Here is a 25960-nt window from a genome sequence, read left to right as displayed (position 1 = left end):
TCAGGTCCTTTGGGGGCGTTGGCGGGGATTTGGATACCGGTCCCCGGCTACATGGAAGGCGGCGCGATTGGAGTCAAGGCAAAGCCCCGTGAAACCCCCGCAATGAGTGGGATTTCGCGGCTTTTGAGACGCTCACAGCGCGGTCGGGCGCGCCTCGATCACCACAAAGGCCTGCGCCCAGGGGTGATCGTCGGTCAGCGTGACATGGATGATCGCCTCATGCCCTGGCGGGGTCATTGCCTCCAACCGCTCTTTGGCCCATCCGGTGACCTCCATCACCGGCTGGCCGGAGGCGAGGTTTTTGACCGCCATGTCTTTCCACGAAATCCCCATGGCCAGCCCCGTTCCCAAGGCTTTGGAACAGGCTTCTTTGGCGGCCCAGCGTTTGGCATAGGTGCCCGCAACGTCACGACGACGTTCGGCTTTGTGTTGCTCCGTCTCCGTAAACACGCGGTTTTTGAACCGGTCGCCAAAACGCGCCAAGGTGCCGGAAATACGGTCAATATTGGCAAGGTCCGTACCGATGCCAAGGATCATTTCGCGGCCTCAAACAAGGTGGCGATCTCGCCCGTGGCTTGGTTCAGCGCAAAACTCAACCGGCCCATCTTGGCCGGGCCATCTTCGGGGTCATAAAGGCGCGCGGGCATCATGAACAACAGCCCCGTTGAAGGCTCATAATCGGCCTCAAGGGCCGCAAAATCTATTGCTTCAAACCCGGAGCCTGCCGCATCTGCGGAAATGATCCGGCACTGCCGCCCGCCGACCTCGTCAAAGGGCGGCGACAGGACCAAAACGTGAAAGGCCGCAGCGGCGGGTTCAATCGTATCCAAAAGCGCCAGCCGCACCGCGCCATTGGCAAAGGTCCGGGCATTTTCATCCCAAGGTTCAACCACAGACGCCGCCGAGGCACGCCAATCACAGAGCGTGGTCTCCTGTGCCTGCGCTGCGAGCGGTAAGGTCGCAATGAAAAGCGCAAAGACCCCTCGAAAACCCATCATATCATACCACTTTCGCTGTCAACACTTTGAGGGCGGCAAAGCCGAAAAGAGCCGCAAACGCCCCCTCAAACACACGATGAAGGCGCAAATAGCCCCGCGCGATGAAGCGGGTCGAAAACGCAAAGGCCATCGTGGACATGACCGTGAACGACACCGCCAGACAGGATGCGCCGACTTGCAAAAGCGCGATGGGTTCGGCGCCTTCGGGGATCACGACCGCGAACAACGCGCCCCAAAACAGGATCGCTTTCGGGTTCATGACGTGGATGGTCAGGCCTTTGAGAAAGGACACGCGCAGTGGCTCGTCCACGGCGCGCACCTTGGCCTCGCCCTTTGACATTGCCGCCCGTGCCGATTTGAAGGCAAGCACCAAAAGATATCCGGCTCCAATATAGCGCAGCGCGTCGAGCACCCAGGCATGGGCCATCATCGCGGCGCCAAGGCCAAAGCCCGCAAGCAGGGCCCAAAACACCGATCCGCACCACACGCCGGTGGACACGGCAAACCCATTGGCGCGCCCACCACCCATGGCGGCCCCGACGATGGCCAAGATCGCCGGACCCGGAGAGCCAACGGCAATCGCCCAGCCCAGCAAAATCGGCCAGAGGTCAGAAAACGGGATCACGCAGATGCCTCAGCACGCGCCGCATCCATCAGCCGCCGCATCTCGGCAATCGCCGGTTTGATACCGCGAAAAATCGCCTCGCCGATAAGGAAATGACCGATGTTCAGTTCAACAATCTGTGGCAAAGCGGCAATCGGAGCAACGGTGTCATAAGTCAAACCGTGGCCCGCATGGACTTCCAGACCCAAATCCGTCGCAAACGCGGCCATCTCGGTGAGGCGTTTCAGTTCCTCGTCACGCGCCGCAAAATCGCCCTCGGCGTGGAAATCGCAATAGGCCCCGGTGTGCAGTTCGACCACGGCGGCCCCGATCCGATGCGCAGCTTCGATTTGGCGTTTGTCCGCCGCGATAAAGATCGACACACGACAGCCCGCCTCCCGCAAAGGCGCAATGAAATGCGCCAGTTTGTTCTCTTCGCGCGCGACTTCAAGCCCGCCTTCGGTGGTCCGTTCTTCACGCTTTTCGGGCACGATACAGACCGCATGTGGTTTATGGCGCAGTGCAATGGATTGCATCTCATCGGTCGCGGCCATTTCGAAATTCAGTGGCACAGAGAGCGCGGCAACAAGGCGTTCGATGTCATCGTCTGTGATATGACGGCGGTCTTCGCGCAGATGCGCCGTGATCCCGTCGGCGCCCGCCTCTTCGGCCAATTTAGCCGCTCGGATCGGGTCCGGGTAAGCCGAGCCACGCGCATTGCGCACGGTGGCAACGTGGTCGATGTTCATCCCAAGACGCAGCACGCTTGTCGCAGTCATATTCAGTGTCCTTGACGCTTTATTCGGTTTGCGGCCGACAATACCGCGCCTGCGTCGAAAGAAAACCGCGAATTCTTGATCCGACCGATCACATCCTGTTCACACCTGATTGGGCGGAACCTTTTTGGCGGCGGCTTTTTTGCGACGGAGTTCCTCAAGCTTGGCTTTCAAGCGCCCGCGGCGGCTTTTCTGATACGCGGCAATCATTGGCAAAGTGACGTAATAGGCCGCCAAGCCCGCGACGATCCCCGGCAAAATCCCCCCGACCAGATAGGGCAGGAAAATCTCGTGAAAAAACCGGATGAGCGCATCCCAATTGGTGTCACGCTCTGTGAACAATGCCAAAAAGTTTTGCCAGAAATCATCAGCAGCATCAAAGAACTTGCCCACCAATGAGCGCTCTGCCTCATGATTAAACCGCGTGCCCAAAATGAAATGCCCCATCTTCATCGAGATCACGCCAATCGGAACATAGGTCAACGGATTGCCGACAAAAGTGGCAAGCAAGGCAGCAATCACATTGCCACGGGTGAGTTTGGCAATGGCGTAGGCAATGAAAAAGTGAAATCCAAACAAAGGGGTGAACACGGTAAACACCCCCGCAAACACGCCACGCGCGATTTTATGCGGCGTGTCTGGCAGGCGGTGCAGACGATGTTGAAGATAGCGCGCCGCGCGCGACCAACCACCTTTCGGCCAGATCACCTGCGACAGCCATTTCAATGGCGTCAGTTTTTCCCGGCGCTTGAAGACCACATCATCCCCCGTGGATCTCGTGTTTTAGGGCTTTCTGGTCAAATCCCTGTACCGCCGAACGCGCGCAACGTCGCTTTCGGCCTCAAGTGCAAGCATAACAGCATGAAGATGTTCTACATCTCGCAGATCGACATCTACAATCAAACGGTAAAAGTCCGGTTTGCGATCAACAAATTGCAAATCAGAGATATTGGCCTTTTGTTCGGCGATTAAGGTACAAATTCTGCCCAAAACGCCCGTGTCATTCGAAATCGTGATGTCGAGCGACACTGTATGTTCGGCGGCGTGAGGACCAGCGTGCCATTGCAAATCCACCCAACGCCCGGTTTCCGCCTCAAGCTCCTCAAGAGCCGGACAATCAATCGCGTGAATCACCACGCCCTTGCCGCGATAGGTGATGCCAACAATGCGCTCACCGGGCACCGGTTGGCAGCATCGCGCACGATTGTAGCTTTCGCCCTCGGACAAGCCCAGAACCGCGCGTTTGGAATCAATCGCGCCGCTGGTGCGCACCAATTCCGGATAAACAGCGCGAACCACATCGGAGGCGGCCAATTCGGCCGAGCCCAGCCGCGCCAATAGTTCTTGGGCGCTCACCAGAGACATTTGTTTGGCCGCCGTCGCCAATGCCTTTTCCGAGGATTTTTTGCCGACATGATCGAAAGCGACGCGCGCCAATTCCCGGCCCAGTTTGATAAACCGCTCGCGATCCTCTTCGCGCAGGGATTTGCGGATCGCGGCCTTGGCGCGTCCGGTCACAACGATGTCGATCCACGTCGCTTGTGGGCGCTGCCCTTCGGCAGTGAGAATTTCGACCGACTGGCCGTTTTTCAACCGGGTCCAAAGCGGCACACGGATGCCGTCCACTTTAGCGCCAACGCAGCTGTTCCCGATCCGGGTGTGGATCGCATAGGCATAATCCAAAGGCGTTGCGCCTTTCGGCAAGGACACAACCTCGCCTTTGGGCGTAAAGGTGAACACCTTGTCCGAGTACATTTCGAGTTTGACGTGTTCGAGAAACTCGGAATGATCCTCAGCGTTTTCAAACCGTTCGGTGAGCTGCGCCAGCCATTTGGCCGGATCAACCGCAAACGGGTTCTTGGCGCGCACACCGTCGCGATATGACCAATGCGCCGCCACGCCAGACTCAGCCACTTCGTGCATTTGCCGGGTGCGAATTTGCACCTCGACCCGCTTGCCATCGCGGCCCGACACGGTGGTGTGGATCGACCGATAACCGTTGGATTTCGGCTGCGAGATATAGTCTTTGAATCGGGTCGGCACGGCGCGCCAGCGTTGGTGGATCACCCCCAAAACGCGGTAGCAATCGCCCTCGGAGCGGGTGATGACACGAAAGCCGTAAATGTCTGACAGACGGGAGAAACTTTGTTGTTTCTCCTCCATTTTGCGCCAGATCGAATAGGGTTTTTTGGCGCGACCAAACACATCCGCCTCAATGCCCTCTTTTTCAAGTTCGGCGCGAATGTCGTTGGTGATCTTATGGATCACATCACCGGTCTCGCGTTGCAACGTGATAAAGCGACGGATGATCGAATTGCGCGCCTCGGGATTGATCACCCGAAAACTGAGATCTTCCAATTCTTCGCGCATCCATTGCATGCCCATCCGACCGGCAAGCGGCGCAAAGATGTCCATGGTTTCGCGCGCTTTTTGCAGCTGCTTTTCCGGGCGCATGGACTTGATCGTACGCATGTTGTGCAGACGGTCGGCGAGTTTGACCAAAATGACGCGCAAGTCTTTCGACATCGCCATAAACAGTTTACGAAAGTTTTCCGCCTGTTTGGTCTCGGAACTCGACAGTTGCAGATTGGTGAGCTTCGTCACCCCATCGACCAGCTCGGCCACATCGGTGCCGAATTTGCGCTCGACCTCGCTATAGGTCGATTTCGTGTCCTCGATCGTGTCATGCAACAGGGCGGTGATGATAGTGGCATCATCAAGCGCCTGTTCGGTCAGGATCGCGGCGACGGCAACGGGATGAGTGAAATACGGCTCGCCCGAGCGGCGAAACTGCCCCTCGTGCATCTCCCGCCCGTAGGCATAAGCCTCGCGGATGAGATTGGCGTTTGTCTTTGGGTTGTAGTTGCGGACCAGGGCGATCAGGTCTTCGACGTCGATCATTTCGGTCCGCAAACTCCTTTGAGGGGCGCCATGGCGCCCTTAGTTTTGGCCCTGAGCTTCCATCAAGGCGCGCAGGAGTTTCTCTTCGGACATGTCGTCTTCGACCGGCTTGTCCTGTTCCTGGCCCATGAGCAGAGCCATTTGATCGTCTTCCGGCTCGTCGACCTCGATCTGGGTCTGTTGGCTTTCGATCATCCGCTCGCGCAGCGCGTCGGCGGACTGAGTTTCCTCAGCAATCTCACGCAAAGCCACAACCGGATTCTTGTCGTTGTCACGATCCACGGTCAGTGCAGAGCCCGCCGCAACCTCACGCGCACGGTGAGCCGCAAGCATCACAAGCTCGAAACGGTTCGGGACTTTGTCGACGCAATCTTCAACTGTGACGCGGGCCATGTGGATCTCCAATCGTTGGACGGATGGGGTACAAAGGCCCTATTTAGGCGCAAGGCGTCCCATTGACAAGCGCCCTCTTCCCTTAATTCACGGGGATTTCAAGACCCGATTGCGCTTTTATCTCGGATTTATCCACATCAGGCAGGGCGTCGACCATCTCTTGTACGGTTTTGCCAAGCAACGGATGAACCCAATCAGGTGCCAGATCGGCAAAGGGAATCAGCATAAATGCCCGATCTTGGATACGCGGGTGCGGCAGGATCAATGTCTCAGGCGCTTGTGTGGTCTGCGCGCTCATCGGCAAATCCATCCAGGCCTGGACAGTTTTTGCATTGGGGCGCACTTCGCCCTCCATCGCCATCAGATCAAGATCAATCGACCGCCCCGCCCAGCGGGTTTTGCGCACCCGGCCATGCCGGGCTTCAATATCATGCAACAGGCTCAATACCGCTTCGGGGGTTAGCTCAGTCTCGACTTCAACCGCGAAATTGATATAGGCTGGACCAGCACCAACAGGAAAACACGGCGTTTCAAAAACACGACTCGCCCTCCTGACAGTCACCCCCATGTCGCGCAGGTCCTGCACCGCCGCGAACAGCGTTTCGACCGGTTCGCCCGTTTCCGTGGGCAAATTGGCCCCAAATGCAACCCATGCGCGCATTTTCGCGCATTTTTCATCAACGCCTCGCGACACGATCGCCTCCACCCTATATTTTTAGACAAGTTCATATTTGATGCGTTTCGTACTACTGACAGCTCCAGAAAGCCACGAACACTTGGTCACCCATTCGGGAAGGCCCAACAAAAAACAACCCAAAAGGACCTTTTGATGTTTTACAAAGATGAACGGCTTGCCTTGTTCATCGATGGATCGAACCTCTATGCGGCCGCCAAGTCGCTGGGTTTCGATATCGATTACAAACTTCTCCGACAGGAATTCATGCGCCGCGGCAAACTTTTGCGTGCGTTTTATTACACCGCCCTGCTCGAAAACGATGAATATTCTCCGATCCGCCCGCTGGTTGATTGGCTGAATTACAACGGCTTCACGATGGTGACCAAACCCGCCAAGGAATTCACCGATTCCATGGGTCGCCGCAAGATCAAGGGCAATATGGACATCGAATTGACCGTTGATGCCATGGAACTTGCGCCCCGGATTGATCACATTGTGATTTTCTCCGGCGATGGCGATTTCCGCCCGCTGGTCGAAAGCCTGCAACGTCAAGGCGTGCGCGTCTCCGTGGTCTCGACCATTCGCTCGCAACCACCGATGATTGCCGACGAACTGCGCCGTCAGGCCGATAATTTCATCGAACTTGAAGAGCTGCGCAATGTGATCGGTCGCCCCGCACGCGAGCCGCGCGAAGACGATGCCTTCGACGAATAAGCCTGCTGATTACAGCATCACACGGATCATGGCCCGGACAGATGTTCGGGCCATTTTTGTTGAGACAATCGGCAACTGAGCGCCCCGAAACATTGCACCCGCACCCATTTCGCCCTACCTCTTGTGACAACAGGAGCGCGCCATGACCAAACCCTCTTTGACCCTTTACCTTGCAGCCCCCCGCGGCTTTTGCGCCGGTGTAGATCGCGCCATTAAGATCGTTGAACTGGCAATCGAAAAATGGGGCGCGCCCGTCTATGTGCGCCACGAGATCGTTCACAACAAATTTGTTGTCGATAGCCTGCGCGACAAAGGGGCGGTCTTTGTCGAAGAGTTGGACGATTGCCCCGATGACCGCCCGGTGATTTTTTCGGCCCATGGTGTGCCGAAAGCCGTGCCCGCCGAGGCCGCCAAACGCGAGATGGTCTATGTCGATGCCACCTGTCCGCTGGTGTCCAAAGTGCATATCGAAGCCGAGCGTCATTTCGAGGCCGGGCTTCAGATGGTGATGATTGGCCACGCGGGTCACCCGGAAACCATCGGCACCATGGGGCAATTGCCCGAAGGCGAAGTGCTTTTGGTCGAAACGCCGGGGGATGTGGCCGGGCTCTCTGTGCGTGATCCTGAAAAACTGGCCTTTATCACCCAGACCACATTGTCGGTTGATGACACCGTGGATGTGATCGCCGCCCTGCGCACGCGGTTTCCGAACATCATCGGCCCGCACAAAGAGGATATTTGCTACGCCACCACCAACCGGCAAGCGGCGGTCAAAGCCATCTCATCACATATAGACGCTCTTTTGGTCATTGGTGCGCCAAATAGTTCAAATAGCAAACGTTTGGTCGAAGTCGGATCGGCCAATGGCTGTGCGTATTCTCAACTTGTCCAACGCGCCACCGAGATTGATTGGCGTGCCTTGACGGGCATCCAATCCGTCGGCATCACCGCCGGTGCCTCCGCGCCTGAGCTATTGGTCAATGAGGTGATCGACGCCTTCAAAGCCCGCTATGATGTCACGGTCGAATTGGTCGAAACCGCGCAGGAAAACGTCGAATTCAAAGTCCCGCGCGTGTTGCGAGCACTTGCATGATCCGCAAACGGCGCGCTCTCTAAATCGCTCTTGCCTCGGTGTTGCCCAAGACGTAACGCGTCACCTGAGACCTCACGGAAAGGAACGACATGCCCGAAATTCACGCTTGGACCGATGGTGCCTGCTCTGGAAATCCCGGCCCCGGTGGTTGGGGCGTGGTGATGCGGGCGATGGATGGGGATACGATCGTCAAAGAACGTGAACTCAAAGGCGGCGAGGCGGACACGACCAATAACCGGATGGAGCTTTTGGCGGCGATCAATGCGCTCGAAACCCTGACGCGCCCCACTGACATCACCATCACCACCGACAGCGCCTATGTCAAAAATGGTGTAACGGGTTGGATTCATGGTTGGAAACGCAACGGTTGGAAAACCGCAAACAAAAAGCCGGTGAAAAACGTCGATCTGTGGCAACGCATTGATGCAGCGCAACACACCCACAACGTCACGTGGAAATGGATCAAGGGCCACGCCGGGCACGCCGAAAACGAACAGGCCGATGAACTGGCCCGCGCCGGGATGGCCCCGTTTAAGAAAGCCGTAAAATGAGCGTGCTCTCGGCGCTTGATTATACTGCCGTGATCGTTTTTGCGATTTCTGGCGCTTTGGCCGCCTCTCGCGCCCAGCTCGACATTGTCGGCTTTGCCTTTGTCGCCTGTTTGACGGCGGTCGGCGGCGGCACAATCCGCGATGTGTTGCTCAATCGCGATGCGGTCTTTTGGATCTCCGATCCAACCTACATCCTGATCGCGACATTAATCGCCACCATAGTGTTTTTCACCGCGCATCTGTTTGAAAGCCGTCTCAAAGCCCTGATGTGGGCGGATGCGATTGCCCTTGGGGTGGCCGTGGCGGCGGGGGCGGGTGTGGCGCTTAATCTGGGCCAACCGCCGGTGATCATTGCGCTGATGGGGGTGGCCACCGGATGTTTTGGCGGTTTGATGCGCGATGTGGTCTGTAACGAAGTCCCGTTGGTTTTGACCCAAGGCGAACTTTACGCCTCGGCAGCTTTGGCGGGAGCGATCGCGATGATCACCGCATCTTATTTGGATTTTGCGCCAATTTATTCCTATATTTCATGTGCCGTTTTGACATTTGGCCTGCGCGCCGGAAGCCTAATCTTTGGCTGGTCCCTGCCCGTCTATAAATCCCGCCCACCGCGCACTTAAAGTGTTCCGCCTTTCCCCTGTCTCAGGTTAAAGGCGTGACGCTTTAGGCCTTGATGTACCACGTTGCCGCAATGCCGATGCAACAAACGACAAACCATCCGCCGGGGCGAAACATCAGCCAAAGACAGAGGCCAAACAACAGCCGTACCACCATTCCCGGAAGTGCCAAAAGCCCAAACATGCAACTCTCCTAACGGCGCTTGCGCCAATGGGTCGGCACAATGATCAGTGCGCCGAGCGAGGAGACGATGGCATTCACGCCGGGCGGGTTTAACCCGATGCCAAACATCAGTTTGAGGAAATAGGCCAAAAACGCGCCACCAATGCAGATGATGATCGAAGGCAAATAGCCATTACTGGTAAATCCTGTTTTTTCAACGGCATAACCAACGATACCGGCGATAAACACTGTGCCGATCAGAACTGGAAACATCGGGTGACCTCACGCAAAACGGCTGCCTTTGGGGACATCCATCCCCTTTAGAATTTCGCTGACAGCCATAGCACGTTTTCCCTCGCGCTGCGCGGTGAGAATTTCGACGCTGCCGTCACCACAGGCAATGGTAAACGTGCCCATCACCTCACCGGGTTGACCCGCCCCATCGACCAGACGCGAGGAAAGAAATTTGATCCGCTCGCCTTGGTAGTCCGCCCAAGCGCCGGGAAAGGGCGACAGCCCGCGAATTTGGCGGTCAATCTCGGTGGCCGAACGAGTCCAGTCTATTTTAGCCTCGGATTTGTCGATCTTTTTGGCGTAGGTCACGCCCTCTTCTGGCTGCGGCACTGCGGTCAAATCGGCCAGCGTTGACAGCGCCTCAACAATCGCAGCCGCGCCCATTTTCGAGAGACGATCATGCAAACTCGCCGTGGTATCCTCCGCCGAGATCAAAGTTTCACGGCGCAAGAGCACGGGGCCGGTGTCGAGTCCTGCCTCCATCTGCATGATGCACACGCCAGTCTCGGCATCGCCTTCCAAAATTGCGCGGTGGATCGGCGCGGCCCCGCGCCACCGCGGCAGGAGCGAGGCGTGGATATTCAGGCAGCCCAGTTTCGGCGCGTCCAAAATGCTCTGCGGCAGCAACAGCCCATAAGCCACGACCACGGCAACCTCGGCATTGAGCGCGACAAATTCGGCGACGTCTTCGGGGTTTTTGAAATTAACCGGATGACGGACCGGCAGGCCCATCGCTTCGGCGCGGGCCTGAACCGGGGTTGGCCGATCCTTCTTGCCCCGCCCCGCCGGACGCGGAGGCTGGCAATAGACGCACGCAATCTCATGACCTGCGTCCACAAGCGCCTCAAGCACTGGCACCGAAAACTCCGGCGACCCCATAAAGATCACCCTCATTTCATCGCCCCCGCTTTTTTCGCCTTTTTCAAAAACATCTGACGTTTCACCGGTTTGAGATGATCGAAATACATTTTGCCGTTCAGGTGGTCGATCTGATGCTGCACCGAGGTGGCCCAAAGATGCACAAAATCGCGCTCCTCGATCTCTCCCGCCTCATTAAGAAACTGCACTGTAACCGCCCGCGGGCGAGTGATGACAGCAGACATGCCCGGCAGGTTGGGCGAGGCTTCTTCGTGATCACGCGGCTGTACCGAGGCATGGAGCACCTTGGGGTTGGCCATGCGCACAGCCTTGCCGCGCTCATCCGAACAATCGACCACAGCGAGTTGCATCATCACACCGATTTGCGGTCCGGCAAGCCCGTATCCCGGCATCGCATCCATGGTCTCAATCATGTCGTCCCAGATCGCGCGGATCTCGTCGGTGATTTCGGTCACAGACGGCACCACGGTTTTCAGGCGCTTGTCGGGATAGGGGATAAACGGGCGCTGAGTCATTGATATGCGGCCTCCAAATGGGCGCGGGCTTTGGCATCGAGGCGGTCAAAATGCACGCGGCCATTGAGGTGATCGAATTCGTGTTGGGCGATGCGGGCCTCTGCCCCGTCCATCTCGCGGACATGTGTCTCGCCGTCCAAATCCACCCAACGGATCGTGATTCGAGTGGGTCGGGTCACGGGCGCTTCCACACCGGGAATGGACAGGCAGACCTCATCCATTTCGACGCGCTCATCAGAGTGAGACAGGATTTCGGGATTGATCATCACGAGGGGCGATTTGACCCCCTCTTTCCACGTCGCATCCATGACAAACAACCGCAGCATCGCGCCGACTTGCGGCCCCGCCAAACCGCGTCCCGGAGCGGCATACATGGTGTCAAACATATCCGCGACCAGCTTGCGAATCGTGTCCGTGATCTGATCCACCGGGGCACAGAGCGTACTCAGCCGTGCATCCGGCCAAAGCAAAATCTCCAAAACGGCCATCAGGCCCGCGTCCGATCACGTTTGAGTTTTTGCATTTTGCGGGTGATCATCTGGCGCTTGAGCGGCTTGAGATAATCAATGAACAAAATACCGTCGAGGTGGTCGATTTCATGCTGCACACAGGTGGCCCACAGCGCATCGAATTCCTCTTCATGCGCTTTGCCTTCGACATCAAGCCAACTCACCCGCACCATTTTGGGCCGTTCCACATCGGCATATTGACCGGGGATCGACAGGCAGCCCTCTTCATAGACGTTCTTCTCGTCGCTCGACCAGGTCACCGCCGGATTCACCATAACCATCGGTTCCGGTGTGCCACTGGCCTCTTTGACGCAATCCATCACCAACATGCGCTTGGTCAAACCAACCTGCGGCGCGGCAAGGCCAATACCCGGCGCCTCATACATGGTCTGTAACATATCGTCGGCAAACCGAGCCAAGTCGCGGTCGAACTCGGTCACAGGGTCACAAACCTTTTTCAGGCGCGGGTCGGGGTGGATGAGGATCGGTTTCAGGGTCATGAATATGCATTTAGTCAAACCGCGCCCCCCGCGCAACTCCCCGCCATCAAAGAGCGCAACGCCCTTGATCAAGAATTGTGGTTTCCCTTCCCCACTCGTGCTGATTACCCTGACCGCAACAAATGAGGAGCCCCCATGACCCAGCCATTTTTTGATGACGTGATCCCCCGTTTTGGCACCCATTGTTCGAAATGGGACATGATGGAGCCGCTCTACGGTGTGCCGAAAGAAGACGGGATTGCGATGTGGGTGGCCGACATGGATTTCCGCCCGCCCGCCTGTGTACAAAAGGCGGTGGAAAAAATGGCCGCCCATGGCATTTACGGCTATTTCGGTGATGACAGCGACTACCGCGCTGCCATTGGGTGGTGGATGAAAAACCGCCATGGCTGGGACATTGAGCCCAATTGGATTTTTACCACCCATGGTTTGGTCAATGGCACCGGGCTTTGCGTTGATACCTTCACCCAACCCGGCGATGGTGTGGTCTTGATGACGCCCGTGTATCACGCCTTTGCCCGCGTGATCAAAGCCGCCGGACGCGAGGTTGTTGAATGTGAATTGGCGCTGAATGAGGGCCGCTATACCCTCGATTTCGACGCTTGGGATGCGCAGATGACGGGTCGCGAGACCATGTTGGTGTTGTGCTCACCGCACAATCCGGGCGGTCGTGTTTGGACCCGCGCCGAGTTGGAAGGAGTCGCAGAGTTTTGCAAACGCCATGATTTGATCCTTGTCTCAGACGAGATTCACCACGATCTGGTCATGCCCGGCCAGACGCATACGCCGATGGCGTTGATCAACGGGATTTCGGATCGTTTGGTGATGATGACGGCGACGACCAAGACGTTTAACATCGCGGGCACGCATTCGGGCAATGTGATCATCCCCGATCCCACCTTGCGCGCGCGCTTTGCGGCCCGCATGACCGGGCTTGGCATTTCACCCAACTCTTTTGGCTTGGAAATGGCCACCGCCGCCTATTCGCCCGAAGGGGCGGCGTGGGTTGACGCGCTGGTGGATTATTTGGACGGCAACCGTGCGATCTTCGATGCAGCTCTCGCCACGATCCCCGGTCTGGCCTCGATGCCACTCGAAGCAACCTATCTGGCTTGGGTGGATTTTTCCGGCACCGGCATGAGCCGCGAAGAGTTCACCGCGCGGGTCGAAAAATCCGCCCGCATTGCGCCCAACCATGGCCCAACCTTTGGCAAAGGCGGTGAAACCTTTCTACGCTTCAATTTGGCCACGCCGCGCAGCATTGTCGAAACCGCCTGTGCCCGTTTGACCGAGGCCTTCAGCGATCTTCAGTGAAAATTCGGCAAAAGCGCGACCGGGGCGTCATCGGCCCGGTCGTAATCCAAAGGCGGCTTGTCGGTCGCAGGTGTCGCGCGTTTAAAATCAAAACTCATCTCTTGACCGTCTTCCTGTGCGGCCACGATCAGTGCCTGATAGAGGTGCTTTGTACCGTCATACACGTCCACAAGCCCCCGCAAATGCGTGGAATTTTCACGGTCCAGCGCAAACCCCGTTTCCCAAGAGCGCAGGATCGGATAACTCGCGTCCCCCACGCGCACGCGCAAACGAGAGCGGCGTTTCAGCTTGGCCTTGCGCGCCTGCTCTAAGCCTTCAAGGACTTCTTTGGGCAGAAAATCAGACATCTCGGGCCCTCCCAGGCATTTCACCGATTGAGTGATATGCCAATGATGGCCCAAGTTTGGTTTCGGTCAAGTTAACCGTAACGACAGGTTTCACCCCGTCCCCAAGAGTCACCCGATTGCCGCAGTTTACCCCGTCACCTTCGGGCGCAGCACATGCGGCATTTTCGGATCATAGAGCGCACTGTCTTTGAAATCCGCGACCTCGCCCAAGGCGGGCCCAACAAGGATCAAGGCGGTTCGGGTGATTTTCGCGTCGCGCGCTTTTTCTCGAATGTCGCTCAACGTGCCACGGATCAACATCTGATCCGGCCAGCCGACACGATACGCTACGGCAACGGGGCAATCCGCGCCGTAATAGGGCACCAATTGCCGTTCGATTTCACGCAGGTTGCGAATGCCCAGATGGATCGCCAAGGTTGCCCCGGTTTTGGCGAAATTCTCAAGCGTTTCACCCTTAGGCATTGACGTGGATTTCATCGACACGCGGGTCAGGATGATGCTTTGCGCGATCTCCGGTATGGTCAATTCCTGCCCCAAAGCGGCGGCGGCGGCGGCATAGGCGGGCACGCCGGGGATGATCTCATAGTCAATCCCATCGGCGCGCAGACGTCGAATTTGCTCGGCAATTGCACCGTACAAAGATGGGTCTCCACTGTGCACACGGGCAACATTAAATCCATTTTCATGTGCCATTTTGATTTCGGCATGGGTGTCATCCAGCGTCATCGGTGCCGTATCCAAAACCCGCGCGCCCTTGGGGGCACAGGCCACCACCTCTGCGGGGACCAAAGAGCCCGCATACAAACAAACCGGACATTCACCGATGATCCGCTCGGCCTTTTTGGTCAAAAGCTCTGGGTCACCCGGCCCCGCGCCAATAAAGAAAACAGTCATGCGAGGTCTCCATCAATTTTGCGCGCATAGCCACGCGGCGTATACATCCGCGGGCCTTCGCCAAGCTGGGCAAGGCGGGAATTGGACGAGCCAATGAGTACGACGGTCAGCATATCGACCTCATCCACCTTCAAGTCCTCCAAACGACGATAACGGACATATTCCGTCGGCCGCCCAAGGTTCGACGCCAACATCACCGGCGTGTCTGCCGGGCGATGCTGGAGCAAAATATCCCGCGCCTCGGCCAAAAGCGTGCGGCGTTTTTTCGATACCGGATTGTAGAAGGCGATGACAAAATCGCCCTCTGCCGCCGCCTTGAGGCGGCGAACAATATCCGCCCGTGGGGTCAAAAGATCCGACAGAGAGATGGCGCAGAAATCATGCCCCAAAGGCGCACCCGCGCGCGCTGCGGCCCCTTGCAGCGCCGAAACACCCGGCGAACAAATCACCTCAACGCGGTGAGCCGCGTCCGATACGCCATGGTCTTCCGGGTCGCGATCCAGCAGCTCAAACACCAGTGCGCCCATGGCATAAATGCCCGCATCTCCCGAACACACCAGCGCAACATTTTTGCCCTTGGCGGCCTGTTCCAACGCATAGCGACACCGATCCTCTTCGCCACCCAACGGGAAATCGGAACGGATCTTGCCAACCGCCAACGGCCCCAAAAGATCAATATAGAGGCCATATCCAACGAGTTCTTCAGCCTCTGCGACAAGTTTGGACACTTCCGGCGTGCGCCATGCCGCCTGCCCCGGACCGATCCCAACCACGGACAAACGTCCACGCGGACGGCCATTGAGCGCGGTGATCACGTCCGTCGAGACCGCCAAGGACGCAGTGGCCATCGCGCTTTTGATCTTCGGCTCGGCCAAACTAACTTTCGCGCCACCACAGGCCAGAGCGGCGTTTTCGGCCACGCCATGGGTGCCAATTTCCGCAAACACCACCTCAGAACTGGTGGCGCATCGCGGCGTCTCGGCCTCAAGCTCAAGCGCCGTGAACAGGCGCAGCGGAACATCATAGGATGCAGCCAAGGCCAAGATCGCCGGTTCGTCCGCCTTCAAATCCACGGTCGCAATCGCCGCCAATGCCTTCGGCGAGATATTGGCCTTTTGCAACAGCGCGCCAACCAGATCGGCAAGCTCCTCAGGTGGGCAATTGCGCGAACAACCAACGCCCAAAACGTAGCGCTGCGGGTGATACACAAGCGTTGTATTGCCGGGCGCAGATACATCCTGCACGGTACAGATCAACTCGGCCCCCTCAGCCTGCGAAACATCCGCCAGCCATATAGCTGTCTCCGCCTCATCGCCCGTCACCGTCGCCCCCCCATGGGCCAACATTGCGGCCATGGTCGATTTGGCATTTTCTGGATTGCCCAAGCGCCACCCAAGCGGCGGTTCGTCCAAAGCGATGCCCATCGACACGTCGCCCGCCGTCGTGATCGCCGCTTTGGCACCCAGCACCTGCGCGATCTCCAAGGCCAGCCGATTGGCCCCGCGATGCCCACCCAAAAGCGGCACAACGACTGATCCGTCATCGGAGACCGAAATCACCGGTGGTTCGGTCTTTTTATTTGAGAGCAGGGGGGCCACGGCGCGGATCAGGATGCCCGAGGCACACACACCAATCACCGGAACGCCTGCCGCAAACAAGGTGCGCACATGGTCTAACGCATTGGCAAATCTGATCTTTGCCTCTGTGCGCCCCTCGCGTCCGTGGAGTTCAAAACCAAAGGCAACGGCAATGCGGGCGGCGGTCTTTTCGCCGGATGCGTTGAGTGCGATGACAACCGGGCTCACAGCCATGGATCGGCCCCTTTCACGATGAGGATCATAGAAAAATACGGCGCCTTTTCAGGCGCTTGTGACAGTGGCAGAACCACCTCATGAGGCGTTGAGGCCCGTTCGATATAGACAGCTTCCTCAGTCAGGCCCGCCGTCTCAATCGCCGCGCGCACGCGGGCAAAATGGCGGCCGAGTTTCATCACCACAAGAGTGTCAGCGCCGTGCAGCACATCCATCGGATGTCCGCCCTCCATGCGTGCGACAAGTTCCGGCGCAGGCAGGATGGTGACCACCTCATTGCGCGCCGCCATCGGCACTCCCGCCACTGCGGCACAGGTGGTCACAGAGGTCACGCCAGGCACCACCTCAACCGCATAGTCGCGTTTGAGGCGGGCGAAAAGATACATGAACGAACCGTAGAAAAACGGATCCCCCTCACACAAAACAACCACATCCTCGCCCGCATCCAATGCAGATCGGATCGCATTCGCGCCGATGTCATAAGCGGCCTGTGCGGGGGCGCGGTCCACCGTCATCGGCACATCCATGACAATCTCGCGTGTGCCCTTGGGAATATATGCCGCCGCAATCGAGCGGGCAAAAGACTCACCACCTGCTAGGGTCGGATAGGCGATCACTTTGGCCTCGCCAATCAGGCGGGCGGCTTTGAGCGTCATCAACTCCGGGTCGCCGGGGCCAAGGCCGATGCCATAAACTGTCCCGCTCATGGGGCGCATCCTCCTTTGGTCAGGCTCCATTGGGTCACCGGCATGAACGGCTTCCAGCCCGAAAGAGAACCCACAGGTTTAGCGCGCGCCACCGCCATGCGGCTCAGATCGCCACCAAATTCGCTGCGCAGCGCAATCAACAGGGCCTCACCTTCCAGCGTCACCGCATTGGCAACCAGTCGTCCAAATGGGGCGAGGGCCTTCCATGCGGCCTCAAACACCTCACGCGTCAAGCCGCCGCCGATGAACACCGCATCGGGCGGTGGCAGATCGGCAAGGCCTTCGGGCGCTGTGGCGTCAATCAGTTTGAGACCCGGCGTGCCTAGGGCCAGCGCGTTTTGCACCGCCAAGGCGCGGCGATCGGCGCGGCATTCGATCCCGATGGCACGGGCATCCCGCGCCGCGCGCATCCACTCAATCGCGACCGAGCCAGAGCCACATCCGATGTCCCATAGCAACGCACCGCGTCTTGGCGCGAGTTTGGCCAGAGTGACGACACGGACCTCTTGCTTGGTCATATTTCCGTCAGAGACAAAGGCGCTGTCAGGCAAGCCGAAGCGCGGCAAAGGCGCTGCAGTCTCCTCGGCGATGCACTCGACCGCAAGTGTGTGAAAGTCAGGCACATCATGGGGCCAGCTTGAGGCCATGCCATCAAAGCGGACCTCGTCTGTGCCTCCCATATGCGCCAAAACACTCAAACGCGAAGGGCCAAATCCACGATCCCTCAAAATAGAAGATATTTCTCGCGGTGAATCGTGGCCTTGTGTCAAAATAAGCATTTTTTGACCGGGCCTTAGAAAGGGGATGATTTGCTCTGCCGGGCGTCCGTGCACGGTCAATGTTTCCACATTCGCAAGCGACCAGCCCATACGCGCCGCAGCGAGTTGAAAGGCCGAAAGTTGTGGGTGGTACAAGATTTCAGCCGGGTCAATGTCTCGCCCGATGCGCGCACCGACCGAATACCAAAGCGGATCGCCCGTCGCGAACACCACCACGCGACGCCCCCGTAGATCGCGCAACTCGTCAATCAGGGCGTTGAACGGTGAAGGCCACGCCCGGCGTTCACCTTTGAGTGAAGGGGTGAGCGCATGGTGACGCGCCGCGCCAAAAATCACCTCGGCATCCGCAAGTACGCTACGCGTGGCGGCGCTCAGGCTCTCCAATCCATCGTCGCCGATACCGATGATGTGAAGCCATTTCGACATGCTCATTCGCCGATCTCCGGCAATCCCACAGCCAGTGCATTCACCGCCGCCGAAGCGATAGCCGAACCACCGCGACGCCCCCGCAACGCGACAAAATCGCACCCCCTCGGGTTACCCGCCAATTCGGCTTTAGATTCCGCCGCACCGACAAACCCCACCGGAAATCCAAGGATGACGGCGGGTTTGGGCGCGCCTTGGTCGATCAACTCCAACAAGTGAAACAGCGCGGTCGGGGCATTGCCAATGGCAACAACGGCCCCGTCCAAATACGGTTCCCACAGCTCAACAGCAGCGGCAGAGCGGGTGTTGCCGATCTCTTTGGCACGTTCTGGCGTGCGTGGATCATTGAGGGTGACGATCACCTGATTTTCGGCGGGAAGGTAGCGACGGATGATGCCCGCGCCGACCATTTCGCAATCGCACAGGATCGGCGCACCCGCTTTCAGTGCCGCATGGCCAACCGCATAGGCATCGGGTGAAAAAGCCAAGCGATCCGCCACCTCAACCATGCCGCAGGCGTGGATCAGGCGGATCGCAAGGCGTTCCATTCCGGCGTCAAACCGATCCAACCGTGCTTCTTTGCGCACGGTGGCAAAGCTTTGCGCATAGATCGACTGCGGGTCTTTGTCATAGGGGCGCACCGGGATCAGACCTTAGACTTGCGCGCGGATTCGGGTCCGTGCGGGTGCTTGGCATGAGGGTATTCCGGGTGGACGTGATCATGGGAGTGGCCATGGTCATGATGGTCATGATGATGATCGTGGTCATGGCCGTGGATATGGCTGTGTGCATGACCGTGGCTATGGTCATGATCATGGGTGTGGCCATGAGTGTGATTGTGATGATGGTGCACATGCGCGGTTTTTTCCAACCGACAAAGCCCCGTACAGAACGTATCGCAAAGCGCACAATCGGCCACGTTTGAACCGGGGGCAGAGGCGCCTTGGCCTTCGACATGGTGGTGGTGGCTTTCTTGCACCGCACCGACCTCGGCCTCAAACCCAAGCACCTGTGTGCGGTATTTGCACAGCACACAAGTCGGCGGCGGCACATCGCCAAAAGCCGGATGGCCCTTGCCGTTTTCACGCGCCGCGGCGCGCTCTTTTGGGGTGATTTGACGGGCCTGTTGACCTTCGATCGCAAGCACTTGGGTGCGATAGGCACAGATGCCACAGTTCGGGATCGGCACGTCGCCGTCCTGTTCCAATACCCGTTCCGCAAAGGTTTGCAGCACTTTCGGGTGATCATTCAGATAGCCGGCTTTAACGAATTGAATGTCGGCATGCTCAGCCGCAACTTGGTCGGTGAAACCGTAAATCCGGTCGATCAGGATACCGGTGAAGAGGAAATACGGAAACACGATGACGCGTTTGTAGCCGAGTTTCGACACATGTTGCAGGCAGGGTTCGACAAGCGGAAACGTAACACCGGAATAGCCGACCTCGCACCAGCCAAAACCCATGCCCTCCCACAACATCCGCGCGATTTTCGAGACGTTGCCATTGGCGTCTGGATCAGACGCGCCGCGCCCGATGACGACCAAGGCGGTCTCATGCAGCGGCAATTCACCCAACTCTGCATTGGCCCGGTCCACTGCTTCGCGTACCCGCGCACCGGCGGCGGCGATCATCTTGGGATCAACGCCCAATTCGCGACCATAGCTGACGGTCATGCCATGTTTGGCGGCATAGGTGTTGAGCACGGTCGGGATGTCATTTTTCGCATGCATCGCGGCAAACAACATGCCCGGAACGGCCAAAATACGCTCGCAGCCAGCCTCACGCAGACGGTCCAAACCATCACGGATCACCGGATTGGCGAACTCAAGATAGCCGTAATCCACCATCCAATCCGCGGGCAACAGGGCGGGAAGTTTCTCTGCCAAAACGGCAAATTCGTCCACGGCGGCCTGGCTGCGCGAGCCATGGCCACAAATCATCACACCAGTTTTCATCTTAAATTATGCCTCCTGCGGCTCAGCCTCATGGTCGGGGTCTGCCGCCTCTGGCTCTTGTTTTTTGCCTTTGATAGCCCCCCAAATGGCGGTCGCAATCGCGCCGCCAATCAAAACACCCGCAAGCCAATGGTTGTGACCTGCGGCCTCGGCGATATGGCCTGGATGGGCCAGCGCAGGGGCGGCAAAAAATGTAAGCGTGAGCGTCATAGCGCGAAACATGTCATATCCTTGTCGTTATGCCCGAATGGGGCGGTCGTGGTTCAAGGAGGCTGGGACACTTGACGATGCTGCGCGCAATCCCCGGTTTGGGTCGATCCGCCACTGCCAACCTCTCTGGCCCCGTATCGGGGCGTCGTCATAGGTCTCATCTATAGGCCGAGGGCACAGAGCGCGCAAATGCTTTAGCGCCAACGGGTTGGGACAAATGTGCACAATCGCACCATTCCTGCGCTCTCACACCTGTTTGCGCGCGAACCTGGAGTGTTTAGGGTGCACAGGGAACATGAGGAGGCCCCTATGGGACATTTAAAAGACGGTATCTGGCATGACGAATGGTACGACACATCGAAGTCAGGCGGCCGGTTTGAACGCAGCTCAGCGGGCTTTCGCAACTGGATCACGCCCGATGGCGCGGCGGGACCCTCCGGCAAGGGTGGGTTTGAGGCCGAGGCCGGGCGCTATCACCTCTATGTCTCTTATGCTTGTCCGTGGGCCCATCGCACTCTGATTTTTCGGGCGTTAAAAGGCCTCGAAGAGCTGATTTCCGTCTCCGTTGTTCACCCCGATATGCTGAGCGATGGCTGGACCTTTGCGCAGGATTTCCCCGGCACCACGGGGGACGCCCTCTTTGGCAAGCCTTTCCTGCGCGATATTTATACCGAAGCCGACCCCGGCCTGTCGGGGCGCGTTACTGTGCCGATTCTCTGGGACAAAAAACGGGACACGATTGTCTCAAACGAATCCTCTGAAATCATCCGCATGTTCAATTCGGCCTTTGATGCGATCACTGGAAACACCCATGATTTCTGGCCCCTCGCCCTGCGTGACGAGATCGAAACGGTAAATGCCCGCATCTATGACACGATCAACAATGGCGTCTATAAGGCCGGGTTTGCCACCACGCAAAAGGCCTATGACGCCGCCATTGCGCCGCTGTTCGACAGTCTCGATTGGCTCGAAACCCATCTCTCGGAGAATCGCTATCTCATGGGAGAGCAGGTGACCGAAGCGGATTGGCGATTGTTCACCACCCTCATCCGGTTTGACAAGGTCTACCACGGCCACTTCAAATGCAACAAACGCATGGTAAAAGACTACCCCGCCGTTTGGGCCTACACACGCGCGCTTTATCAATGGCCGGGGGTGCGCGAGACGGTGAATTTCGATCATATCGTGCGTCACTATTACTATAGCCACGATACGATCAACCCGCATCGGATTGTGCCGGTCACACCGGATTTGGATTTTGATGCGCCGCATGGGCGGGGCTGAGACGTCGTTGAAAACCGCGCCTTACGAGGCCGCTTTGCCGTAATGCTCGACCATGGCCGACAGATCCTCTGGGTCCACCTGTTTGGTGACAAAGGCACAAGCGTTGGCCGCGTGTTGAAAGATGGAACCGTCCGAGAAAAAACTGGCGTTGGTGGTAAATATCACCCGCGCGCTGGGGCAACGATAATTGGCATAATCTGCGATGGCAAAAGCGGAGCCATTCTCCAGAACCAAATCCAGAACAATCAGATCCGGGGCCTCTTGTTGCATGTGCGCAATCGCTGCGTCCTGCCCCGACACCAAAACCACCTTCATGCCCTGACGCTCAAGATGGCGCATCCAGATCCGCCCTAGGTCCGGGTTACTTTCAACAATCAATACCCGCATACTCTTCCTAAATCGTGACCACCAACTGAGCGCGTTTCGCACTGGCTACCCGACGTTAAACCTTGTGTAAGACACCCTTACGAACCCTTAAGATCAGGGTCAATCAAAGCCGCCGAAATAAGGGCGTGGGAAAAAGCTAAGATTTTAACTTGCACTCCGCCCGCGCTAAGGCAAAACAGAGCACATGACACATAAAGCCCCCACCTGGATCACCATCTGCGAAACCTGCAAATTGCCCGATTGGGCAGAGCGTGGGATGGATAAGACCGATGGCGAAATTCTGGCCGAAGCGATTGAACAGCGCGCCGCGGCCACCGGGATCAAAACCCGCCGCGTGGCCTGTACGATGGGCTGTGAACGCGCCTGTAACATCATCGTTCAGGGCGCGGGAAAAATCGGCTATTCCCTTGGAAAGTTTGACGGAAATGACGCGGACGCGGAGGCTATCGTAAGCTACGCCACACAACATGCCGCCTCTCCGTCTGGGCAGGTCCCGTTCCGCGACTGGCCGCAAGGCGTCAAGGGTCATTTCGTCTCCCGCCACTTGCCACCCCCCACCGATCCCGCCGAGGGCGCATGAGCCGGCACCGGGATCATGGTGGCGGTCTAGATGCCGCCGTGGCGCGGTTCGGCGGCGAGAAATCCGACTGGATCGACCTCTCCACCGGCATCAACCCAACTGCCTATTTGATAGGCGAAATGCCACCCAGTGCTTGGGAAACCTTGCCCGATGCCGCAGCCCAGGATTCGTTGATCCAAGCGGCGCGTGCCTATTGGAACGTCCCGCGCGGGGCCTCCATTTTGGCCGCACCCGGCGCCTCCGCCCTCATCGCCCGCTTGCCTGCGCTCTGGCCCAAAGCCCGCGTCGAGATCAGAACGCCAACCTATAACGAACATGCCGCCGCCTTTGAGGCACATGGCTGGACGTTGGACGGCACTGACCCGTCTGTTCAGGTCGCCGTTCATCCCAACAACCCGGACGGGCGGCTTTGGCGTGCGGATGAATTGACCGCGCCAATCACGATCATCGACGAAAGTTTTTGCGATGTGATGCCAGAGAAGAGCCATATTGAGCGCGTCACCGATGGGCGCACGATTGTACTCAAAAGTTTTGGCAAATTCTGGGGGCTGGCCGGTCTGCGGCTTGGCTTTGCCATTGGTGCGCCGGAGTGGATCAATCGCCTTTCGACCCTCACCGGCCCTTGGGCGGTTTCCGGCCCGGCGCTTGCGATTGGCACAAGGGCACTGAATGACCCGGATTGGGCGTTGCAGACACGGATCAATTTGGCACAGTCTTCGGCAAGAATGGACGATCTCATGCAAAATAAAGGCGCTAAATTGATTGGTGGGACAGATCTATTCCGTCTCTATGAGGTCGACAATGCCCGTGCCTTTCAGGATCATTTGGCCAAAGGTCGGGTTTGGTCGCGCATCTTTCCCTATTCCGACACTTGGGTCCGCCTCGGTCTGCCCGCCCCGGACCGTTGGGATCAATTTGAGGCCGCACTGTGACCACGGCTTTTGCGCTGTCTCTGGCTATGATCCTTGATGCGCTTATGGGCGAACCGAAATGGCTTTGGGACCGCCTGCCCCATCCTGCGGTGTTGATTGGCCGCCTCATTGGTTGGGCAGATCGGCGGATGAACCATGGGGATCGACGCAAGGCCAAAGGCGTGGCTTTGCTTCTTTCTTTGGTGGTGGGCAGTGGGGTTCTTGGTCTCATTCTGGACCAAATCCCCTTTGTAGACATCCTCTTGGGCGCAATTCTTTTGGCCCATAAATCATTAATCCAACATGTCAAAGCGGTGGCGCGCGCGCTTGACACCTCACTTGAGGCTGGTCGCGCGTCTGTGGCGATGATCGTTGGGCGCGACACAACCGACATGGACACACCCGCCGTGTCCCGCGCCGCCATCGAATCCGCCGCTGAAAATTTCTCAGACGGTGTGATCGCCCCCGCGTTTTGGTTTTTACTGCTCGGCCTACCCGGCATCCTGATCTACAAAGCCGTCAACACCGCCGACAGCATGATCGGCTATCGCACCGATCGGCATCGCGATTTCGGCTGGGCCTCGGCCCGGTGTGACGATCTTCTAAACCTGATCCCAGCGCGGCTCACCGCTGTGTTGCTGTTCCCATGGGGCAAGCCTTTGTCGCTTTGGCGGAGCATTACCACGGAGGCGCGTCGCCATCGCTCGCCCAATGCCGGTTGGCCCGAAGCCGCCCTGTCGCGCAGTCTGGGCGTGGCGCTTTCCGGTCCGCGCGCCTATCACGGCGAGATGCGTGACTACCCGTGGGTCAATCCAGACGGGCGCCCCAACGCCACTCCGCGCGACATCGACATGGCCTGCGCCCGTCTTTGGACCGCTTGGGCCTTTACTCTCGTCTGCGTCATCACGCTGTCATTTGCGTAACTTGCGCCTGATCGCTATCGTGGCGCACAACTCAATGTAAAAGGTAAACCCATGCGTTTTCTGAGCCTTGCTCTTGCCCTGACCTTCACCGCCCCTGCCGTCGCTGACGTCCCCTGCGGCGGGTCATTTCCCTCCTTTGTCGGTAAAATAAAATCCGAAGCCCTGTCCAAAGGCTATGACAAAGCCACGGTGGATCGGTTTTTCGCCTCCGCCCAGCAGACCCAATCGGTGCTCAAAGCCGACCGTGCACAGGGGTTTTTCCAAAAGCCGTTCATCGACTTTTCCCGCGCCGTGATCAGCCAAAACCGCATCGACAATGGCCGCAAATATTCGCAGCAATACAATGCCACCTTTGACCGCATCGCCCGCGACTACGGCGTCTCACGCGGCGTACTTTTGGCATTTTGGGCGCTGGAAACCGACTTTGGCCAGGTGCAGGGCGATTTTAACACGCTGAATGCGCTGATGACTTTGGGGCACGATTGTCGTCGTCCCGAATTGTTCCAACCGCAAATTCTGGCCGCACTTGAGCTTTACAAACATGGCGATTTCGACCCGACCACGACCAAAGGTGCCTGGGCCGGCGAAATCGGCATGGTGCAAATGTTGCCGAAAGACATCCTGCAAAACGGTGTAGATGGCGATGGCGATGGCCATGTCCGCCTGAAAACCTCGGCTCCTGATGCGTTGATGTCGGGTGCGAAAATGCTCAAACATTTGGGCTGGCGGGCGAATGAGCCGTGGCTGCAAGAGATTATTGTACCTGCCGATCTCGATTGGTCCAAAACCGGGCTCAACCACAAAATGACCGTGGCGCAATGGGCAAAGCTCGGCGTCAAGCCACGCGCTGGATCGCTCGGGCCCTCATCGCTTCAGGCCTCCGTGCTTTTGCCAATGGGTCGTAAAGGTCCGGCGTTTCTCGCCTATCCGAATTTCGAGGTCTATTTTGAGTGGAACAAGAGCTTTGTCTATGTGACCACTGCGGCCTATTTTGCCGCCCGCCTCGAAGGCGCACCAGTCTACAATGCGGGATCGCCTGAGACCGGATTATCCGATGGGCAAATGAAGCAGCTGCAACAAAAACTGCAAAGCCGGGGCCATGACGTGGGCGGCGTCGATGGCATTTTGGGTGAAAAGACCCGCGAGGCCGTACAGAAGGAGCAAGTGCGCCTTGGGATGCCCGCCGATGCTTGGCCGACGCCCGCGCTGCTGGGCAAGCTCTGATCATATAAACATCGAAAAATTGGCTT

33 protein-coding genes are annotated in these 25960 nt (G+C 58.0%); 10 read left to right on the top strand and 23 right to left on the bottom strand.

Annotated elements, in window-relative coordinates:
- Positions 1-132: 132 nt before the first annotated feature.
- The 8 genes from acpS to folK all read right to left on the bottom strand — a co-directional run bounded on the left by acpS (position 133) and on the right by folK (position 6366).
- Entirely contained in the window at positions 133-537 is a 405-nt protein-coding gene (gene acpS / locus C8029_RS08205) for a holo-ACP synthase (RefSeq protein ID WP_152002674.1), read from the bottom strand.
- Entirely contained in the window at positions 534-998 is a 465-nt protein-coding gene (locus tag C8029_RS08200) for a hypothetical protein (RefSeq protein WP_152002673.1), read from the bottom strand. Before C8029_RS08200 ends, acpS begins: the two co-directional genes overlap by 4 nt.
- A gap of 1 nt (position 999) precedes the next feature.
- The gene (locus C8029_RS08195) at positions 1000-1623 is read right to left on the bottom strand and encodes a LysE family translocator (RefSeq protein ID WP_152002672.1); all 624 of its coding nucleotides are present in this window, start codon (positions 1621-1623) and stop codon (positions 1000-1002) included.
- Positions 1620-2381, bottom strand: coding sequence for a pyridoxine 5'-phosphate synthase (locus C8029_RS08190; protein WP_009569919.1), 762 nt, complete (start codon positions 2379-2381; stop codon positions 1620-1622). Before C8029_RS08190 ends, C8029_RS08195 begins: the two co-directional genes overlap by 4 nt.
- Positions 2382-2480: 99 nt before the next feature.
- Complete coding sequence (locus tag C8029_RS08185; protein ID WP_009569920.1) at positions 2481-3137, bottom strand: DUF2062 domain-containing protein; 657 nt, start codon at positions 3135-3137, stop codon at positions 2481-2483.
- 24 nt (positions 3138-3161) lie between these two features.
- A complete protein-coding gene (locus C8029_RS08180) occupies positions 3162-5279 on the bottom strand; it encodes a RelA/SpoT family protein (RefSeq protein ID WP_009569922.1) in 2118 nt (705 codons plus the stop codon).
- Between the two features lie 39 nt (positions 5280-5318).
- Entirely contained in the window at positions 5319-5672 is a 354-nt protein-coding gene (gene rpoZ / locus C8029_RS08175) for a DNA-directed RNA polymerase subunit omega (protein WP_009569925.1), read from the bottom strand.
- Positions 5673-5754: 82 nt separating this feature from the next.
- The gene (gene folK / locus C8029_RS08170) at positions 5755-6366 is read right to left on the bottom strand and encodes a 2-amino-4-hydroxy-6-hydroxymethyldihydropteridine diphosphokinase (RefSeq protein WP_226946277.1); all 612 of its coding nucleotides are present in this window, start codon (positions 6364-6366) and stop codon (positions 5755-5757) included.
- 135 nt (positions 6367-6501) lie between these two features.
- On the opposite strand from folK, the gene C8029_RS08165 reads away from it, so the two are divergent.
- The 4 genes from C8029_RS08165 (at position 6502) to C8029_RS08150 (ending at position 9326) form a co-directional block, all read left to right on the top strand.
- Positions 6502-7062 (top strand): LabA-like NYN domain-containing protein, encoded by a 561-nt coding sequence (locus tag C8029_RS08165; protein ID WP_009569928.1) that lies wholly within the window; start codon positions 6502-6504, stop codon positions 7060-7062.
- Between the two features lie 142 nt (positions 7063-7204).
- Entirely contained in the window at positions 7205-8155 is a 951-nt protein-coding gene (gene ispH / locus C8029_RS08160; RefSeq protein WP_152002671.1) for a 4-hydroxy-3-methylbut-2-enyl diphosphate reductase, read from the top strand.
- Between the two features lie 89 nt (positions 8156-8244).
- Positions 8245-8706: a ribonuclease HI gene (gene rnhA, locus C8029_RS08155; protein ID WP_152002670.1), complete on the top strand. Its 462-nt coding sequence runs from the start codon at positions 8245-8247 to the stop codon at positions 8704-8706.
- Positions 8703-9326, top strand: a complete 624-nt coding sequence (locus C8029_RS08150) for a trimeric intracellular cation channel family protein (protein WP_152002669.1) — start codon at positions 8703-8705, stop codon at positions 9324-9326. The genes rnhA and C8029_RS08150 overlap by 4 nt, the downstream gene beginning before the upstream one ends.
- A 43-nt stretch (positions 9327-9369) precedes the next feature.
- On the opposite strand, the gene C8029_RS21995 is transcribed toward C8029_RS08150, so the two are convergent.
- Genes C8029_RS21995 through def (C8029_RS08125) form a run of 6 tightly spaced genes read right to left on the bottom strand, consistent with a single transcriptional unit; the run spans position 9370 to position 12183 of the window.
- Positions 9370-9507 (bottom strand): hypothetical protein, encoded by a 138-nt coding sequence (locus tag C8029_RS21995; RefSeq protein ID WP_176832880.1) that lies wholly within the window; start codon positions 9505-9507, stop codon positions 9370-9372.
- A gap of 9 nt (positions 9508-9516) precedes the next feature.
- On the bottom strand, positions 9517-9759 hold the full coding sequence (locus tag C8029_RS08145) for a hypothetical protein (RefSeq protein WP_009569933.1): 243 nt from the start codon (positions 9757-9759) through the stop codon (positions 9517-9519).
- Between the two features lie 9 nt (positions 9760-9768).
- Positions 9769-10674 (bottom strand): methionyl-tRNA formyltransferase, encoded by a 906-nt coding sequence (fmt, locus tag C8029_RS08140; RefSeq protein WP_009569934.1) that lies wholly within the window; start codon positions 10672-10674, stop codon positions 9769-9771.
- Positions 10671-11174, bottom strand: coding sequence for a peptide deformylase (gene def, locus C8029_RS08135; RefSeq protein WP_009569935.1), 504 nt, complete (start codon positions 11172-11174; stop codon positions 10671-10673). Before def (C8029_RS08135) ends, fmt begins: the two co-directional genes overlap by 4 nt.
- Positions 11171-11662: a peptide deformylase gene (gene def / locus C8029_RS08130; protein ID WP_009569936.1), complete on the bottom strand. Its 492-nt coding sequence runs from the start codon at positions 11660-11662 to the stop codon at positions 11171-11173. Before def (C8029_RS08130) ends, def (C8029_RS08135) begins: the two co-directional genes overlap by 4 nt.
- On the bottom strand, positions 11662-12183 hold the full coding sequence (gene def, locus C8029_RS08125) for a peptide deformylase (RefSeq protein ID WP_040401757.1): 522 nt from the start codon (positions 12181-12183) through the stop codon (positions 11662-11664). Before def (C8029_RS08125) ends, def (C8029_RS08130) begins: the two co-directional genes overlap by 1 nt.
- Before the next feature lie 135 nt (positions 12184-12318).
- Here def (C8029_RS08125) and C8029_RS08120 point away from each other — a divergent pair, with 135 nt between their 5' ends.
- On the top strand, positions 12319-13497 hold the full coding sequence (locus C8029_RS08120) for a MalY/PatB family protein (RefSeq protein ID WP_009569938.1): 1179 nt from the start codon (positions 12319-12321) through the stop codon (positions 13495-13497).
- Here C8029_RS08120 and C8029_RS08115 read toward each other — a convergent pair.
- The 8 genes from C8029_RS08115 to C8029_RS08080 form a co-directional block, all read right to left on the bottom strand.
- Positions 13491-13844 carry a hypothetical protein gene (locus C8029_RS08115; RefSeq protein WP_009569939.1) on the bottom strand — a complete coding sequence of 118 codons (354 nt, stop codon included), beginning with the start codon at positions 13842-13844 and terminating at the stop codon, positions 13491-13493. The genes C8029_RS08120 and C8029_RS08115 overlap by 7 nt on opposite strands.
- Positions 13845-13970: 126 nt before the next feature.
- Positions 13971-14738 (bottom strand): precorrin-4 C(11)-methyltransferase, encoded by a 768-nt coding sequence (gene cobM, locus C8029_RS08110; protein ID WP_152002668.1) that lies wholly within the window; start codon positions 14736-14738, stop codon positions 13971-13973.
- On the bottom strand, positions 14735-16549 hold the full coding sequence (cobJ, locus tag C8029_RS08105) for a precorrin-3B C(17)-methyltransferase (protein ID WP_152002667.1): 1815 nt from the start codon (positions 16547-16549) through the stop codon (positions 14735-14737). The genes cobM and cobJ overlap by 4 nt, the downstream gene beginning before the upstream one ends.
- Positions 16540-17256, bottom strand: a complete 717-nt coding sequence (gene cobI / locus C8029_RS08100) for a precorrin-2 C(20)-methyltransferase (RefSeq protein WP_009569942.1) — start codon at positions 17254-17256, stop codon at positions 16540-16542. Before cobI ends, cobJ begins: the two co-directional genes overlap by 10 nt.
- Complete coding sequence (locus C8029_RS08095; protein WP_009569943.1) at positions 17253-18467, bottom strand: bifunctional cobalt-precorrin-7 (C(5))-methyltransferase/cobalt-precorrin-6B (C(15))-methyltransferase; 1215 nt, start codon at positions 18465-18467, stop codon at positions 17253-17255. The genes cobI and C8029_RS08095 overlap by 4 nt, the downstream gene beginning before the upstream one ends.
- On the bottom strand, positions 18464-19102 hold the full coding sequence (locus tag C8029_RS08090) for a precorrin-8X methylmutase (RefSeq protein WP_009569944.1): 639 nt from the start codon (positions 19100-19102) through the stop codon (positions 18464-18466). Before C8029_RS08090 ends, C8029_RS08095 begins: the two co-directional genes overlap by 4 nt.
- 5 nt (positions 19103-19107) lie before the next feature.
- Positions 19108-20415: a sirohydrochlorin chelatase gene (locus C8029_RS08085; protein ID WP_009569945.1), complete on the bottom strand. Its 1308-nt coding sequence runs from the start codon at positions 20413-20415 to the stop codon at positions 19108-19110.
- A 6-nt stretch (positions 20416-20421) separates the two neighbouring features.
- Entirely contained in the window at positions 20422-20637 is a 216-nt protein-coding gene (locus C8029_RS08080) for a DUF6732 family protein (protein ID WP_009569946.1), read from the bottom strand.
- Positions 20638-20934: 297 nt separating this feature from the next.
- On the opposite strand from C8029_RS08080, the gene C8029_RS08075 reads away from it, so the two are divergent.
- Positions 20935-21909, top strand: coding sequence for a glutathione S-transferase family protein (locus tag C8029_RS08075; RefSeq protein ID WP_009569947.1), 975 nt, complete (start codon positions 20935-20937; stop codon positions 21907-21909).
- Between the two features lie 21 nt (positions 21910-21930).
- On the opposite strand, the gene C8029_RS08070 is transcribed toward C8029_RS08075, so the two are convergent.
- Positions 21931-22296 (bottom strand): response regulator transcription factor, encoded by a 366-nt coding sequence (locus tag C8029_RS08070; protein WP_009569948.1) that lies wholly within the window; start codon positions 22294-22296, stop codon positions 21931-21933.
- A gap of 184 nt (positions 22297-22480) precedes the next feature.
- Here C8029_RS08070 and C8029_RS08065 point away from each other — a divergent pair, with 184 nt between their 5' ends.
- Genes C8029_RS08065 through C8029_RS08050 form a run of 4 tightly spaced genes read left to right on the top strand, consistent with a single transcriptional unit; the run spans position 22481 to position 25934 of the window.
- Positions 22481-22876 carry a DUF1636 family protein gene (locus tag C8029_RS08065; RefSeq protein ID WP_009569949.1) on the top strand — a complete coding sequence of 132 codons (396 nt, stop codon included), beginning with the start codon at positions 22481-22483 and terminating at the stop codon, positions 22874-22876.
- Positions 22873-23808 carry a threonine-phosphate decarboxylase gene (locus C8029_RS08060; RefSeq protein ID WP_009569950.1) on the top strand — a complete coding sequence of 312 codons (936 nt, stop codon included), beginning with the start codon at positions 22873-22875 and terminating at the stop codon, positions 23806-23808. The genes C8029_RS08065 and C8029_RS08060 overlap by 4 nt, the downstream gene beginning before the upstream one ends.
- Positions 23805-24710: an adenosylcobinamide-phosphate synthase CbiB gene (cbiB, locus tag C8029_RS08055; RefSeq protein ID WP_009569951.1), complete on the top strand. Its 906-nt coding sequence runs from the start codon at positions 23805-23807 to the stop codon at positions 24708-24710. The genes C8029_RS08060 and cbiB overlap by 4 nt, the downstream gene beginning before the upstream one ends.
- A gap of 51 nt (positions 24711-24761) precedes the next feature.
- The gene (locus C8029_RS08050; protein ID WP_152002666.1) at positions 24762-25934 is read left to right on the top strand and encodes a lytic murein transglycosylase; all 1173 of its coding nucleotides are present in this window, start codon (positions 24762-24764) and stop codon (positions 25932-25934) included.
- Positions 25935-25960: the final 26 nt, after the last annotated feature.

The sequence above is a fragment of the Roseobacter sp. TSBP12 genome (genome assembly GCF_009129705.1).
GTDB classification, from domain to species: Bacteria; Pseudomonadota; Alphaproteobacteria; order Rhodobacterales; family Rhodobacteraceae; genus Celeribacter; species Celeribacter baekdonensis_A.
The sequence above is the reverse complement of the archived record's forward strand: the minus strand, read 5'-3'. Positions and strand labels throughout refer to the sequence as shown.

What these genes read in the sequence shown, in the direction of transcription:
- C8029_RS08150 (WP_152002669.1), top strand. Translation starts at nt 8,703, where the DNA reads ATGAGCGTGCTCTCGGCGCTTGATTATACTGCCGTGATCGTTTTTGCG.
- def (WP_009569935.1), bottom strand. Translation starts at nt 11,174, where the DNA reads ATGACTCAGCGCCCGTTTATCCCCTATCCCGACAAGCGCCTGAAAACC.
- cobJ (WP_152002667.1), bottom strand. Translation starts at nt 16,549, where the DNA reads ATGGCTGTGAGCCCGGTTGTCATCGCACTCAACGCATCCGGCGAAAAG.
- rpoZ (WP_009569925.1), bottom strand. Translation starts at nt 5,672, where the DNA reads ATGGCCCGCGTCACAGTTGAAGATTGCGTCGACAAAGTCCCGAACCGT.
- acpS (WP_152002674.1), bottom strand. Translation starts at nt 537, where the DNA reads ATGATCCTTGGCATCGGTACGGACCTTGCCAATATTGACCGTATTTCC.
- def (WP_009569936.1), bottom strand. Translation starts at nt 11,662, where the DNA reads ATGGCCGTTTTGGAGATTTTGCTTTGGCCGGATGCACGGCTGAGTACG.
- rnhA (WP_152002670.1), top strand. Translation starts at nt 8,245, where the DNA reads ATGCCCGAAATTCACGCTTGGACCGATGGTGCCTGCTCTGGAAATCCC.
- C8029_RS08145 (WP_009569933.1), bottom strand. Translation starts at nt 9,759, where the DNA reads ATGTTTCCAGTTCTGATCGGCACAGTGTTTATCGCCGGTATCGTTGGT.
- C8029_RS08165 (WP_009569928.1), top strand. Translation starts at nt 6,502, where the DNA reads ATGTTTTACAAAGATGAACGGCTTGCCTTGTTCATCGATGGATCGAAC.
- C8029_RS21995 (WP_176832880.1), bottom strand. Translation starts at nt 9,507, where the DNA reads ATGTTTGGGCTTTTGGCACTTCCGGGAATGGTGGTACGGCTGTTGTTT.
- C8029_RS08085 (WP_009569945.1), bottom strand. Translation starts at nt 20,415, where the DNA reads ATGAAAACTGGTGTGATGATTTGTGGCCATGGCTCGCGCAGCCAGGCC.
- cobM (WP_152002668.1), bottom strand. Translation starts at nt 14,738, where the DNA reads ATGACTGTTTTCTTTATTGGCGCGGGGCCGGGTGACCCAGAGCTTTTG.
- C8029_RS08070 (WP_009569948.1), bottom strand. Translation starts at nt 22,296, where the DNA reads ATGCGGGTATTGATTGTTGAAAGTAACCCGGACCTAGGGCGGATCTGG.
- fmt (WP_009569934.1), bottom strand. Translation starts at nt 10,674, where the DNA reads ATGAGGGTGATCTTTATGGGGTCGCCGGAGTTTTCGGTGCCAGTGCTT.
- C8029_RS08120 (WP_009569938.1), top strand. Translation starts at nt 12,319, where the DNA reads ATGACCCAGCCATTTTTTGATGACGTGATCCCCCGTTTTGGCACCCAT.
- C8029_RS08060 (WP_009569950.1), top strand. Translation starts at nt 22,873, where the DNA reads ATGAGCCGGCACCGGGATCATGGTGGCGGTCTAGATGCCGCCGTGGCG.
- C8029_RS08200 (WP_152002673.1), bottom strand. Translation starts at nt 998, where the DNA reads ATGATGGGTTTTCGAGGGGTCTTTGCGCTTTTCATTGCGACCTTACCG.
- ispH (WP_152002671.1), top strand. Translation starts at nt 7,205, where the DNA reads ATGACCAAACCCTCTTTGACCCTTTACCTTGCAGCCCCCCGCGGCTTT.
- C8029_RS08190 (WP_009569919.1), bottom strand. Translation starts at nt 2,381, where the DNA reads ATGACTGCGACAAGCGTGCTGCGTCTTGGGATGAACATCGACCACGTT.
- C8029_RS08095 (WP_009569943.1), bottom strand. Translation starts at nt 18,467, where the DNA reads ATGAGCATGTCGAAATGGCTTCACATCATCGGTATCGGCGACGATGGA.
- C8029_RS08180 (WP_009569922.1), bottom strand. Translation starts at nt 5,279, where the DNA reads ATGATCGACGTCGAAGACCTGATCGCCCTGGTCCGCAACTACAACCCA.
- C8029_RS08115 (WP_009569939.1), bottom strand. Translation starts at nt 13,844, where the DNA reads ATGTCTGATTTTCTGCCCAAAGAAGTCCTTGAAGGCTTAGAGCAGGCG.
- cobI (WP_009569942.1), bottom strand. Translation starts at nt 17,256, where the DNA reads ATGAGCGGGACAGTTTATGGCATCGGCCTTGGCCCCGGCGACCCGGAG.
- C8029_RS08050 (WP_152002666.1), top strand. Translation starts at nt 24,762, where the DNA reads ATGCGTTTTCTGAGCCTTGCTCTTGCCCTGACCTTCACCGCCCCTGCC.
- C8029_RS08080 (WP_009569946.1), bottom strand. Translation starts at nt 20,637, where the DNA reads ATGTTTCGCGCTATGACGCTCACGCTTACATTTTTTGCCGCCCCTGCG.
- def (WP_040401757.1), bottom strand. Translation starts at nt 12,183, where the DNA reads ATGACCCTGAAACCGATCCTCATCCACCCCGACCCGCGCCTGAAAAAG.
- C8029_RS08065 (WP_009569949.1), top strand. Translation starts at nt 22,481, where the DNA reads ATGACACATAAAGCCCCCACCTGGATCACCATCTGCGAAACCTGCAAA.
- C8029_RS08075 (WP_009569947.1), top strand. Translation starts at nt 20,935, where the DNA reads ATGGGACATTTAAAAGACGGTATCTGGCATGACGAATGGTACGACACA.